General features: G+C 69.5%; 14 protein-coding genes. 10 read left to right on the top strand and 4 right to left on the bottom strand.

Annotation, left to right across the window (positions count from 1 at the left end; genetic code table 11):
• Window positions 1–174: 174 nt before the first annotated feature.
• The 3 genes from phnN to phnF are packed head-to-tail and all read right to left on the bottom strand — an operon-like array spanning window position 175 to window position 2241.
• Window positions 175–744 carry a phosphonate metabolism protein/1,5-bisphosphokinase (PRPP-forming) PhnN gene (gene phnN / locus AC1DSC_RS20600; protein ID WP_436288405.1) on the bottom strand — a complete coding sequence of 190 codons (570 nt, stop codon included), beginning with the start codon at window positions 742–744 and terminating at the stop codon, window positions 175–177.
• Complete coding sequence (locus AC1DSC_RS20595) at window positions 741–1466, bottom strand: DUF1045 domain-containing protein (protein WP_436288406.1); 726 nt, start codon at window positions 1464–1466, stop codon at window positions 741–743. Before AC1DSC_RS20595 ends, phnN begins: the two co-directional genes overlap by 4 nt.
• Window positions 1459–2241, bottom strand: coding sequence for a phosphonate metabolism transcriptional regulator PhnF (gene phnF / locus AC1DSC_RS20590; RefSeq protein ID WP_436288407.1), 783 nt, complete (start codon window positions 2239–2241; stop codon window positions 1459–1461). The genes AC1DSC_RS20595 and phnF overlap by 8 nt, the downstream gene beginning before the upstream one ends.
• A gap of 75 nt (window positions 2242–2316) precedes the next feature.
• Between phnF and phnG the strand changes: the two genes are divergently transcribed.
• The 10 genes from phnG to phnE all read left to right on the top strand — a co-directional run bounded on the left by phnG (window position 2317) and on the right by phnE (window position 10946).
• Window positions 2317–2835: a phosphonate C-P lyase system protein PhnG gene (phnG, locus tag AC1DSC_RS20585; RefSeq protein ID WP_436288408.1), complete on the top strand. Its 519-nt coding sequence runs from the start codon at window positions 2317–2319 to the stop codon at window positions 2833–2835.
• Window positions 2832–3464 carry a phosphonate C-P lyase system protein PhnH gene (gene phnH / locus AC1DSC_RS20580; RefSeq protein WP_436288409.1) on the top strand — a complete coding sequence of 211 codons (633 nt, stop codon included), beginning with the start codon at window positions 2832–2834 and terminating at the stop codon, window positions 3462–3464. The genes phnG and phnH overlap by 4 nt, the downstream gene beginning before the upstream one ends.
• Window position 3465: 1 nt before the next feature.
• On the top strand, window positions 3466–4560 hold the full coding sequence (locus AC1DSC_RS20575; RefSeq protein WP_436288410.1) for a carbon-phosphorus lyase complex subunit: 1095 nt from the start codon (window positions 3466–3468) through the stop codon (window positions 4558–4560).
• Window positions 4557–5453 (top strand): alpha-D-ribose 1-methylphosphonate 5-phosphate C-P-lyase PhnJ, encoded by an 897-nt coding sequence (locus AC1DSC_RS20570; RefSeq protein ID WP_436288411.1) that lies wholly within the window; start codon window positions 4557–4559, stop codon window positions 5451–5453. The genes AC1DSC_RS20575 and AC1DSC_RS20570 overlap by 4 nt, the downstream gene beginning before the upstream one ends.
• On the top strand, window positions 5450–6241 hold the full coding sequence (gene phnK, locus AC1DSC_RS20565) for a phosphonate C-P lyase system protein PhnK (RefSeq protein WP_369664782.1): 792 nt from the start codon (window positions 5450–5452) through the stop codon (window positions 6239–6241). The genes AC1DSC_RS20570 and phnK overlap by 4 nt, the downstream gene beginning before the upstream one ends.
• Window positions 6238–6954: a phosphonate C-P lyase system protein PhnL gene (gene phnL / locus AC1DSC_RS20560; RefSeq protein ID WP_436288412.1), complete on the top strand. Its 717-nt coding sequence runs from the start codon at window positions 6238–6240 to the stop codon at window positions 6952–6954. Before phnK ends, phnL begins: the two co-directional genes overlap by 4 nt.
• Entirely contained in the window at window positions 6951–8108 is a 1158-nt protein-coding gene (locus tag AC1DSC_RS20555) for an alpha-D-ribose 1-methylphosphonate 5-triphosphate diphosphatase (RefSeq protein WP_436288413.1), read from the top strand. The genes phnL and AC1DSC_RS20555 overlap by 4 nt, the downstream gene beginning before the upstream one ends.
• Before the next feature lie 112 nt (window positions 8109–8220).
• Window positions 8221–9087, top strand: a complete 867-nt coding sequence (gene phnC, locus AC1DSC_RS20550; protein WP_278879106.1) for a phosphonate ABC transporter ATP-binding protein — start codon at window positions 8221–8223, stop codon at window positions 9085–9087.
• A 59-nt stretch (window positions 9088–9146) separates the two neighbouring features.
• Complete coding sequence (gene phnD / locus AC1DSC_RS20545; protein ID WP_436288414.1) at window positions 9147–10094, top strand: phosphonate ABC transporter substrate-binding protein; 948 nt, start codon at window positions 9147–9149, stop codon at window positions 10092–10094.
• Window positions 10095–10133: 39 nt separating this feature from the next.
• A complete protein-coding gene (gene phnE / locus AC1DSC_RS20540; protein WP_436288415.1) occupies window positions 10134–10946 on the top strand; it encodes a phosphonate ABC transporter, permease protein PhnE in 813 nt (270 codons plus the stop codon).
• A gap of 147 nt (window positions 10947–11093) precedes the next feature.
• Here phnE and AC1DSC_RS20535 read toward each other — a convergent pair whose 3' ends face one another.
• The gene (locus AC1DSC_RS20535) at window positions 11094–11642 is read right to left on the bottom strand and encodes a PIN domain-containing protein (protein ID WP_230537871.1); all 549 of its coding nucleotides are present in this window, start codon (window positions 11640–11642) and stop codon (window positions 11094–11096) included.
• Window positions 11643–11654 lie beyond the last annotated feature (12 nt).

Below are 11654 nucleotides of genomic sequence, written 5' to 3'. Positions count from 1 at the left end.
ATTAGACGCTGGAAGAATCGCCTCAGTCGATCGATTCCATGCGGGACATCCCTGCCGCGGAACGGGTTCTTTCGCTACTTTCGCGAGTCGCTTAAATTGAAAGTTCTAAGGCGACGTGCCGAATGCGAAACCTACGCCAATCGAATTACTGCCTGCGGGTTTTACCGCAGCCGCTCAGAGGCACTGCCATGCCTTCAGTGCCTGCTGCAATTGCGCGCCGGCATCCGCGAGTGCCGCATCGTTGCGGACCTCGATGGCCGCGATGCCCGGCGGCAGTTGGAAGTCGAGCGCCCGCCGCACGCGCGCATCGACCATCTGCGGCGTTTCCCGCTCGCGCGCGAGCAGCCGGCGGCGCAGCGTCTGGGCGTCGGCCGTGATGTGGGCGACCACCAGTTCGGGAAAGAGCCGCGCGGCCCGGGGCAGGTAGGCGCGCGAGCCGTTCACGATCACGGTCCTGCCGTCGCAGCGCGCGGCGAGTTCTTCGCGCGCGATGCCGTAGTGCAGGGCATTGGCTTCCCAGTGCATCGCGAACGCGCCGGCCTCGCGCAGGCGCATGAAGGCGGCCACGTCGACACTGTCGTGCTGCTCGCCGCCCGGCTGCACCGCGCGCGTGATGGTGCGGCGCGCGAAGTGCACGCGGGCGTCCTGCGGCAGCTGCTGCCTCAGCCAGTCGATGACGCTGTCCTTGCCGGCGCCCGAAGGGCCGACGACGTAGACCAGGCGGCCGGTCTGCGCGGCGTTCATGCACCCAGCGCCATCTGTTCGATGCACACGAAGTCCGCGCGCGGCTCGGGCTCCGCGAACAGGCTGATCGCATCGAAGCGTTGCGCGGGCAGCGCGCCGAAGTGCCGTTGTGCCGCGTCGTGCAATGCCTGCACCTCGGCCTCGTCGGCCTCGCGCAGCGAGCCGGTCAGCGAGAGGTGGAAGCGGAAGCGGTCGAGCACGAACGGGTAGCCCCAGCGCTGCAGCAGCGCGTCTTCCTCGGGCGTTAGACCGCTCGCGCGGCGGCGCTGCAATTCGGCCGGCGGCAGCGGCGCGGCGAAGGCATGCAGGCCGGTCACGCAGGCGCTGGCCATGGCGTTCAGCGCGCGGCTGGGCACCACGGGCACGAGCGCGAGGAAGTCGTCGAGCCGCACCACCTGCAGCGCCGGCATGTCGAAGGGTTCCCAGGCCTTGCAGATGTGGCGGATGCCGGTGCGCAGCGACGCCGCGTTCAGGTGCGAGGGCAGGGCGAAGGGCGCCTTCAGCGTGGCATGCCAGCCATAGCGCCGCGGCGCGGCCGTCAGTGCCTGCTGCCGCGCGGGCGGCAGGCCGTCGATGGCGGGTTGCGGCAGCGGCTGCCCGCTTGCCGCGCAGCGTCCGAGCCAGTGGCTGCCGGTGTCCCACCCCGCGCTGCCGATGGGGGGTGCGAAATAGGCCGCGTAGCGGTGCGCCGCGCCGCGCCTGCGAGGTACGGCCTCAGTCATCGTGCGCCACCGTCAATGAGGTGCGGTCGCCCGCGAACCAGGCCTTTGCGTATTCGATCGGCACGCCCGCGGTGTCGACGTTCACGCTCTCCACGAACAGCACCGGCCGGCTGACCGGCTGGCGCAACTGCGCGGCGATCGCGGCCTCGGGCATCTGCGCCGTGATGCGGCTGTGGTGGCGCGTGTAGTCGGCCACGCCGTGGGCTTCGAAGCCGGCGGTGATGGAGCCCGTCTCGCGCACCACGGCTTCGAGTCCTGCGAAGCGCGGCAGTGGAAAGAAGCGTTCGCTGCAATGCAGCGGCTGGCCTTCGGCTTCGCCGATCACCTGCAGGCACAGCAGCGAACTGCGCGCCGGCACCGCGAGCGAACGCGCCTGCGCCGCGGTGGCGCGCACGGTGCTCGCGCCGGTCACGCGCAACGCGCCGCGCAGCCCCGCCAGCGCCATGCTGCGCTGGAAGCGCGGGCGCTTGGCCAGCGCGAGGTCGATCGCGAACTCTTCCACATAGGTGCCGCTGCCCTGCGTCACGCGCAGCAGCCCCTGGCTGCAGAGGTTGGCGAGCGAGCGGCGGATGGTGTGGCGGTTCACGCCGAACTGCTCGGCCAGCGCGTGCTCGGAGGGCAGGCGCTGGCCCGGCGAGTACACGCCGCGCGCAATGGCCTCGGCCAGGTCGGCCGCGATGCGGATCCAGAAGCTGTCGCGTGCGGTGCGTTCGGTGGTGGTGGAGGAGGAGCGCGGAGCCAGCGCGGAGGCAGGGGTCGTGGTCGTGCTTGTCATTAAACCTACTTGCGCGCTCTCTAAGCTCGCGTCAGTTGCCGAATTTGTCTATACAACTTCAAGCGTATCACTCTCATGTTTCATGCCTTTGACACAGAACCCGCGGCCCGCCCGCTGCGCCGCGCGCAGTGGCTGGCGATGCTGGCGCGCGCGCCCGTCTCGCTGCTCGAGCCGGCGCTCGCGCCCCACGCCGAGACCCCGCCCCAGTGGCTGCGCGCGCCCGAGACCGGCCTGGTGATGGTGCAGGGCCGCGCCGGCGGCACCGGCGAGCGCTTCAACCTGGGCGAGGTGACGGTCACGCGCTGCGCGCTGCGCCTGGGCGGCACCGCGCCGCAGCCGGGCGCCGCGGTGGGCGTGGCCTATGTGCTCGGCCGTTCGCACCGCCATGCACAGCTCGCGGCCATGGCCGACGCGCTGCTGCAGGACCCGGCGCAGCAGGCCGTGCTCGATGCCCGGCTGCTGGCGCCCGTGCGTGCGCATCTCGCGGCGCTGCGCGGACAGCGCCATGCACGCGCCCAGGCCAGCAAGGTCGAGTTCTTCACGGTGGCGCGCGAAGCCGGCGGCGCCGACATGGACGAGGACGATTCCGAATGAACGCCAACATGCTTTCCACCCTGGGCGCGGGATTCACCGATGCCGCGCTCGGCAGCCAGGCGGTGTTCCGCTCGGCGCTGCAGGCGCTCTCGCACCCGGGCCGCATCGTCGAGCTGCCGCACGATGCGCAGGTGCCGCCGCAGGGGCACGGCGCCTCGGCCGCGCTGCTGCTGGCGCTGCTCGACCCCGACTGCCGCCTCTGGCTGTCGCCGTCGCTCGCGGGCAGCGACGCGGCCGCATGGCTGCGCTTCCACACCGGCTGCGTGCTGGTCGACGCGCCCGCGCAGGCGCAGTTCGCGTGGATCGGCGAAGGCGATGCATGCCCGCCGCTCGATGCCTTCGCGCAGGGCAGCGACGCCTATCCGGACCAGTCGGCCACCTGCGTGATCGATGTGACCGAGGTGATGGACGTTTCCGCACCGGCCGAAGGAAGCACACCGCGCTGGACGCTGCGCGGCCCCGGCATCCAGGACCGCACCGGCATCGCAGTGGAAGGCCTGGCAGCGGCCTTCACCACCCAATGGTCTGCGAACCACGCGCTGTTTCCGCGCGGCGTGGATGTGTTCCTGGCCGCGCCGCAACGCATCGTCGGTCTGCCGCGCACCACCCGCATCGAACAGGAGGCTTGAGATGTACGTTGCCGTCAAGGGCGGGGAAGCCGCCATCCTCGCGAGCTACCGGCTGCTGGCCGAACAGCGCCGCGGCGACACCGGCACGCCGGAGCTGTCGGTGCGCCAGATCCGCGAGCAGCTGAAGCTCGCGGTCGACCGCGTGATGACCGAGGGCTCGGTCTACGACCCCGAACTGGCCGCGCTCGCGATCAAGCAGGCCTCGGGTGACATGGTAGAGGCCATCTTCCTGCTGCGCGCCTACCGCGCGACGCTGCCGCGCCTGGGCCACAGCGTGGCGCTCGACACCTCGCGCATGGCGCTGGACCGCCGCATCTCCGCCACCTTCAAGGACCTGCCCGGTGGCCAGGTGCTGGGCGCGACGCACGACTACACGCAGCGGCTGCTCGACTTCGCGCTGCTGGCCGAGGGGCGGCAGCAGGCCGCGCCGGCGGCCGCGGCCGATGCGGCCACGCCGCCCGCCGCAGTCACGCCGCGCGTGGTCGATCTGCTGAACCAGGAGGGGCTGATCGAAACCCGCCCGGTGCCGCCCGGCGACCCTGCACCGGTGGACCTCACGCGCGCGCCGCTGCGCTTTCCGGCCGACCGGGCCACGCGGCTGCAGAACCTCGCGCGCGGCGACGAGGGCTTTCTGCTGGCCATGGCCTATTCCACGCAACGCGGCTATTCGCACAGTCACCCGTTCGTCGGCGAGATCCGCTTCGGCAGCGTGGAGCTGGAGCTCGCGCCCGAGGAGCTCGACTTCACCATCTCCATCGGCGACCTGGAGATCACCGAATGCGAGATGGTCAACCAGTTCGCGGGCAGCAAGAGCGAGCCGCCGCAGTTCACGCGCGGATACGGCCTGGCCTTCGGCCACTGCGAGCGCAAGGCCATGGCGATGAGCCTGGTCGACCGCGCGCTGCGCGCCGACGAGCTCGGCGAGCCCGTGGAGGCGCCCGCGCAGATGCAGGAGTTCGTGCTCTCGCACAGCGACAGCCTCGAAGCCTCGGGTTTCGTGCAGCACCTGAAGCTGCCGCACTACGTCGACTTCCAGTCCGAGCTCGAGCTCGTGCGGAAGATGCGCGCCGCCGCCGGCGCGGGAGACCACGAATGACGACCACCACCGAATACAACTTCGCCTACCTCGACGAGCGCACCAAGCGCATGATCCGCCGCGCCATCCTCAAGGCCGTGGCCATTCCGGGCTACCAGGTACCCTTCGGCTCGCGCGAGATGCCGCTGCCCTACGGCTGGGGCACGGGCGGTATCCAGGTGACGGCCGCGGTCATCGGCCCGCGCGACGTGCTCAAGGTGATCGACCAGGGCTCGGACGACACCGTCAACGCCGTCAACATCCGCCGCTTCTTCGAGCGCACCACGGGCGTGGACACCACCACGCGCACGGCCGAAGCCACGCTGATCCAGACGCGCCACCGCATTCCCGAGGCGCAGCTTTCCGAAGGACAGGTGCTGGTCTACCAGGTGCCGGTGCCCGAGCCGATGCAGCGGCTGGAGCCGCGCGAGACCACCACGCGCACGCTGCATGCGCTGGCCGAGTACGGGCTGATGCACGTGAAGCTCTACGAGGACATCGCGCGCTACGGCCACATCGCCACCACCTACGACTACCCGGTGCTGGTGAACGGCCGCTACGTGATGTCGCCGTCGCCGATCCCCAAGTTCGACAACCCCAAGATGCACATGAATCCCGCGCTGCAGCTGTTCGGCGCCGGCCGCGAGAAGCGCATCTACGCGGTGCCGCCCTACACGCCGGTCGAAAGCCTGGGCTTCGAGGACCATCCCTTCGAGATCCAGCGCTGGGACACGCCCTGCGCGCTGTGCGGCGCGACCGACAGCTTCCTCGACGAAGTGATCACCGACGACCAGGGCGCGCGCATGCATGTGTGCTCCGACTCCGACTACTGCCAGTCGCGCCAGCCGGCCATTGCCACGTCGCCCGACCCCGCGGCCGATTCGGCGGCCACCATGGACGGAGCCCTCGCATGAGCGCCGCGCAAGCTTCCTCCCTGCCGCTGCTGCGCGTGCGCGGCGTCGGCAAGCGCTACGGCGACCGCGTGGCGCTGCACGACGCCTCCTTCGACCTCTGGCCCGGCGAGGTGCTGGCGGTGGTCGGCGAATCGGGCTCGGGCAAGTCGACCCTGCTCGACGCCATTGCCGCGCGCAGCCGTCCCGACGCCGGCAGCGTGCAGTTCCATGTGCGCGGCGGCGGCCTGCAGGACGTGTTCGCGATGACCGAGGCCCAGCAGCGCCTGCTCTCGCGCACCGACTGGGGCTTCGTGCACCAGAACCCGGCCGACGGCCTGCGCATGGACGTCTCGGCCGGCGCCAACGTGGGCGAGCGGCTCATGGGGCTGGGCGAGCGGCACTACGGCCGCGTGCGCGCCACCGCGGCCGACTGGCTGCAGCGCGTGGAGATCGATCCGGCGCGCATCGACGACACGCCGCGCACTTTTTCGGGCGGCATGCGCCAGCGCCTGCAGATCGCGCGCAACCTGGTCACGCAGCCGCGGCTGGTGTTCATGGACGAGCCGACCTCGGGCCTTGATGTGTCGGTGCAGGCCCGCCTGCTCGACCTGCTGCGCCAGCTCACGCGGCAGATGCAGCTCGCGGCCATCGTGGTCACGCACGACCTCGCCGTGGCGCGGCTGCTCGCGCACCGCATGGTCGTGATGCAGCAGGGCCGCGTGGTCGAGACCGGCCTCACGGACCAGGTGCTGGACGACCCGCAGCACGCCTACACCCAGCTTCTCGTTTCCTCGGTGCTCCAACCATGACGACCCCCTTGCTTCTTCTCCAGGGCGTGGCCAAGCGCTTCACGCTGCACCACCAGAACCAGCTGGAGCTGCCGGTGTTCGACGCGGTCGACCTCTGCGTGAGCGCAGGCGAATGCGTGGTGCTCGATGGCGCCTCGGGCCTGGGCAAGAGCACGCTGCTCAAGCTCATCTATGCCAACTACCGCGCGAGCGCGGGCCGCATCACGGTGCAGGCGCCGGCCGGCCCGGTGGACCTGACCGAGGTGGCGCCGCGCGAGCTGGTGCGCCTGCGGCGCGACACCATCGGCTACGTGAGCCAGTTCCTGCGCGTGATCCCGCGCGTGCCCGCGCTCGACGTGGTGGCCGAGCCGCTGGCCGAGGACGCCGGTGACGACCCCGCGGGCATCGAGGCCGCGCGCGCCGAGGCGCGCCGCTGGCTCGCGCGGCTGCGCATTCCCGAGCGCCTGTGGCACCTGCCGCCGGCCACCTTCTCGGGCGGCGAGCAGCAGCGCATCAACATCGCGCGCAACATGATCAAGCCCAAGCCGCTGTTGCTGCTGGACGAGCCCACCGCATCGCTGGATGCCGCCAACACGGCCACCGTGATCGAACTGATCCGCGAAGCCACGGCACGCGGCGCGGCCATCGTCGGCATCTTCCACGACGCCGAGGTGGGCGCGGCCGTGGCCACCCGCCGCGTCAACGTGGGCGACTTCAGGAGCACCCGGCCATGAGCGCAGCACCCATCGTCTTTTCCAACGCGCGCATGGTGCTGGCCGGCGAGGTGGTGCACGGCGCGCTCTCGGTGGCCTCCGGGCGCATCGAGGCGCTGGACAGCGGCGCGACCGCTGCGGGCACCTTCGACCTCGAGGGCGACTACCTGTTCCCGGGCCTGGTCGAGGTGCACACCGACAACCTGGAGCGCCACCTGATGCCGCGCCCCAAGGTGCAGTGGGCCGAGATGCCCGCGCTGCTCGCGCACGACGCCGAGGTGGCCGCCGCCGGCATCACCACCGTGTTCGACGCCCTGGGCGTGGGCGAGGCCGACCCCGAGAGCCTGCGCGGCAGCACCTGGGACACGCTGCTCGGCGTGCTCGACGGCTGCATCGAGAGCGACCTGCTGCGCGCCGACCACCACCTGCACGTGCGCTGCGAACTGCCGGCGCCCAACACCATCGAGCTGTTCGAGCCGTTCCGCAAGCACCCGCGCCTGTCGATGATCTCGCTCATGGACCACACGCCGGGCCAGCGCCAGTGGGAGAACATCGAGGTGGCGCGCGTCTACTACACCGGCAAGAAGGGCTGGAGCGACGACAAGTTCGACCGCCGCGTCTCCGAGGCCGTGCTGCTGCAGACGCGCTATGCCCAGCCGCACCGCCAGCACTTCGTCGAGCATTGCCGCGTGCATGGCATTGCGCTCGCGAGCCACGACGACACCACCGTGGCGCATGTGGAGCAGGCGCATGCGGAGGGCGCCAGCATGTCGGAATTCCCGACCACGCTGGCGGCCGCGCGCGCCGCGCGCGAACGCGGCCTCGCCAACATCATGGGCGGGCCGAACGTGGTGCGGGGCGGCTCGCACTCGGGCAACGTGGCCGCGGCCGAGCTGGCGCGCCAGGGCCTGCTCGACATTCTTTCTTCCGACTACGTGCCCGGCAGCCTCATGAGCGCCGTGATGCGGCTGGTGGACGAGGGCATCTGCACGCTGCCCGAAGCGGTGGCGATGGTGAGCCGCGCACCCGCGCGCGCGGCCGGCCTGCACGACCGCGGCAGCCTGGAACCGGGGCTGCGCGCCGACCTGGTGCAGGTGCGCATCACCCAGATGGCCGGCGGTGCCAGGCACCCGGTGGTGCGCGGCGTGTGGCGCCAGGGCCGGCGCGTGATCTGAGGGCGTGGCCCGGGGCGCGGCCGCGGCTGTCGCCGCAATGTCGCGCAGCTGTCGCGCGCATGTCACGACGCCTCGCGAGACTTCACTTGTCTAGACGACTTTGGAATCCAAGATGACCGGTGTCCTGCGCATCCATCAACTGAACAAGCACTTCGCCAACGGCCGGCATGCGCTGCGCGACGTCAACCTGGCCGTGAACCGCGGCGAGATGGTGGCGTTGATCGGCGCCTCGGGCTCCGGCAAGTCCACCTTGCTGCGGCACGTGGCGGGCCTGGTGGCCGCCGATGGCGCAACCGACTCGCTCATCGAGATCGACGGCTGCTGCGTGCAGAAGGGCGGCCGCATCCACCGCGACATCCGCAAGGTGCGCTCGCAGGTCGGCTTCGTGTTCCAGCAGTTCAACCTGGTGGCGCGGCTGCCGGTGCTGGTGAACGTGCTCGTCGGCTCGCTGCACCGCATGCCGTGGTGGCGCAGCTGGCTGCGCATGTTCACGGCGCAGGAGCGCGCGCTGGCGCTGGAGGCCCTGGGGCGCGTGGGCATTGCCGACTGCCATGCGCAGCGCGCCTCCACGCTGTCGGGCGGCCAGCAGCAGCGCGCGGCCATCGCGCGCACGCTGGTGCAGGGCGCCAAGGTGGTGCTGGCCGACGAACCCATTGCATCGCTCGATCCCGAGTCGTCGCGCAAGGTGATGGAAATCCTCGCGCGCATCAACCGCGAGGACGGCTGCACCGTCATCGTGTCGCTGCACCAGGTCGACATCGCGATGAAGTACTGCCCGCGCGTGGTGGCGCTGAACCAGGGCCAGGTGGTGTTCGACGGACCTTCCTCGGCGCTCACGCCCGCACTGCTGCGCGACCTGTACGGCGTGCAGGCCGACGAGCTGCTGCGGCCCGCCGCACCGGCCTCGGCGCCCGAAGGCGCCAACGTGCACGTGCTGAACCCGGCGGCTCCCGTGTCGTGGGCCGCGCAGGCTGCATAGCCCGCGAAGAACGCGCTTTTCTTTTTTTCCTCTCTTCAAAAATCTTCCTGGAGCCATCCATGATCAAGAAACTCATTGCCGCCACCGCGCTGGGCCTCGGCCTGGCCGGCGCATCGTTTGCGCAGGACATCAACTTCGGCATCATCTCGACCGAGGCGACGCAGAACCTCAAGGGCGACTGGCAGCCGCTGATCGACGACATGAGCCGCCAGACGGGCCTCAAGGTCACGGCCTTCTTCGCGCCCGACTACGCCGGCATCATCGAAGGCATGCGCTTCAACAAGGTGCACATCGGCTGGTTCGGCAACAAGTCGGCGATGGAAGCGGTCGACCGTGCGGGCGGCGAGGTGTTCGCGCAGATGGTCAACGCGGACGGCACGCAGGGCTACTACTCGCACCTGATCGTGAACCGCGAGAGCCCGCTCAACACGCTGGACGACGTGCTCAAGAACGCGAAGAACCTGAGCTTCGGCAACGGCGATCCCAACTCGACCTCGGGCTACCTGGTGCCGGGCTTCTACGTCTTCGCGCAGAACAAGCTCGATGCCAAGTCGATCTTCAAGGTGACGCGCAGCGCCAACCACGAGACCAACGCGCTGGCCGTGGCCAACAAGCAGGTCGACGTGGCCACCAACAACAGCGAGAACCTCGAGAAGGTGAAGGAGCGTTTCCCCGAGAAGTTCAAGGACATCAAGATCGTCTGGACCTCGCCGCTGATTCCGCTCGACCCGCTCGTCATGCGCAAGGACCTGCCCGAGGCGACCAAGGCCAAGCTGCGCAACTTCTTCTACAACTACGCCAAGACCGATCCGCGCGAGAAGGAGATCGTCATGAAGATTTCGAAGCTCTCGGGCTTCAAGGAATCGAGCGACAAGCAGCTGCTGCCGATCCGCCAGCTCGACCTGTTCGGCCAGCGCACCAAGATCGAGGCCGACGCCGTGCTCGGCGATGCCGACAAGAAGGCCAAGCTGTCCGACATCGACAAGAAGCTGGCCGCGCTGAACTGAGCGCCGCCACTTTTTTGCTGCTGCACTGCTGTGTCCGCCATGCAACCCACGGTCCATATCGTTCGCCCGAGCGTGGCGCCTGCGGCCTCAGCCGCTCCCAAGCGCAGCCTCGCCTGGCAGCTCGCGTGGGCGGGCCTGCTGATCCTGCTGGTCGCGTCATGGAAGGGCGCCGACATGCGCCCGCTCGACCTCTGGCGCGATTCCGGCAACATGGCCACCTACGCGGCCGAGTTCTTTCCGCCGAATTTCACGCAGTGGCGCATGTACCTGCAGGAGATGGTCGTCACGCTGCAGATCGCGCTGTGGGGCACGGCGCTGGCCGTGGTCACCGCCGTGCCGCTCGCGCTGCTGGCGTCCGCCAACATCGTGCCCTGGTGGATCTACCAGCCGATGCGCCGCCTCATGGACAGCTGCCGCGCCATCAACGAGATGGTGTTCGCGATGCTGTTCGTGGTGGCCGTGGGCCTGGGCCCTTTCGCCGGCGTGCTGGCGCTGTGGGTGCACACCACCGGCGTGCTGGCCAAGCTGTTCGCCGAAGCGGTGGAGGCCATCGACCCGCAGCCGGTGGAAGGCATCCGCTCCACGGGCGCCAGCGCGCTGCACGAGATCGTCTACGGCGTGCTGCCGCAGGTGATGCCGCTGTGGGTTTCGTATGCGCTGTACCGCTTCGAATCGAACGTGCGTTCGGCCTCCGTGGTGGGCATGGTGGGCGCGGGCGGCATCGGCGTGGTGCTGTGGGAAATCATTCGCGGCTTCCAGTACGCCGAGACCTGCGCGGTGATGCTGATCATCGTGGTGAGCGTGAGCGCCATCGACCTGGCGTCGGCGCGCATCCGCAAGTTCCTGATCTGAGCTGAAGGCGGGTTGGAACTGGGGCGGATTCTTTAAATCGCCTGCGACCCGCACCAGCACTCGCTTTCACCAATTCGTCCTATCCGCCGGGTACACGTTTGGGTACACCAAAACTGCCGGAAGCAGCCCCAGGTTTCAGGCATCACACTAGATGAGTGCCACAACATCGCGCAGGTGCGCTGCAGTCTGTGGCAACCCACGCTTCTCGAGCAGCGCGACCAACGCGATCGCGTCGACCTGCGGCCGGGCCCAGCGCTCGCGCATTCGCTTCAAAGCCGCGAGGGCGGCGAGCTTCTCCAGCATCAGCTGGTTGAGGACGAATTCGTCAGGGGTTTGTACCTCGATGCCGAACGGGTCCAGCACTTCCCTGGGAAAGTCCTTCTCGTTCCACGTCACGATCGCATCCGCGTGCCCAGTGATTGCAGCCGCCAGCACATGGCGGTCATCAGGGTCCGGGAGCTTCAAGCCCTCGATCAGGTGTTCGTAACCTGAGACGAGGCAGTCCGGAATGGCGTCCTCCATGGCTTGCGCAGCAGCGGCAACCTGGACTCCCATGCCGGGCCGGTCCCGCAGCAGGCTGCGCGTCCACTCCTCGCGGATGTGGACGGACCACTTCGCGCTATAGAGGTCCGCGTCGGCCAGGCTGAGCAGCACGTCGCGCAGCAACGCCGGGTACAGGACGTTGGCGTCGAGCACGGCTGTGTACCG

Source organism: Variovorax sp. 01N425, from assembly GCF_056399465.1.
The sequence above is the reverse complement of the archived record's forward strand: the minus strand, read 5'-3'. Positions and strand labels throughout refer to the sequence as shown.

Coding starts and splice junctions, on each gene's coding strand:
- phnN (WP_436288405.1), bottom strand. CDS start 744: ATGAACGCCGCGCAGACCGGCCGCCTGGTCTACGTCGTCGGCCCTTCG.
- AC1DSC_RS20595 (WP_436288406.1), bottom strand. CDS start 1,466: ATGACTGAGGCCGTACCTCGCAGGCGCGGCGCGGCGCACCGCTACGCG.
- phnF (WP_436288407.1), bottom strand. CDS start 2,241: ATGACAAGCACGACCACGACCCCTGCCTCCGCGCTGGCTCCGCGCTCC.
- phnG (WP_436288408.1), top strand. CDS start 2,317: ATGTTTCATGCCTTTGACACAGAACCCGCGGCCCGCCCGCTGCGCCGC.
- phnH (WP_436288409.1), top strand. CDS start 2,832: ATGAACGCCAACATGCTTTCCACCCTGGGCGCGGGATTCACCGATGCC.
- AC1DSC_RS20575 (WP_436288410.1), top strand. CDS start 3,466: ATGTACGTTGCCGTCAAGGGCGGGGAAGCCGCCATCCTCGCGAGCTAC.
- AC1DSC_RS20570 (WP_436288411.1), top strand. CDS start 4,557: ATGACGACCACCACCGAATACAACTTCGCCTACCTCGACGAGCGCACC.
- phnK (WP_369664782.1), top strand. CDS start 5,450: ATGAGCGCCGCGCAAGCTTCCTCCCTGCCGCTGCTGCGCGTGCGCGGC.
- phnL (WP_436288412.1), top strand. CDS start 6,238: ATGACGACCCCCTTGCTTCTTCTCCAGGGCGTGGCCAAGCGCTTCACG.
- AC1DSC_RS20555 (WP_436288413.1), top strand. CDS start 6,951: ATGAGCGCAGCACCCATCGTCTTTTCCAACGCGCGCATGGTGCTGGCC.
- phnC (WP_278879106.1), top strand. CDS start 8,221: ATGACCGGTGTCCTGCGCATCCATCAACTGAACAAGCACTTCGCCAAC.
- phnD (WP_436288414.1), top strand. CDS start 9,147: ATGATCAAGAAACTCATTGCCGCCACCGCGCTGGGCCTCGGCCTGGCC.
- phnE (WP_436288415.1), top strand. CDS start 10,134: ATGCAACCCACGGTCCATATCGTTCGCCCGAGCGTGGCGCCTGCGGCC.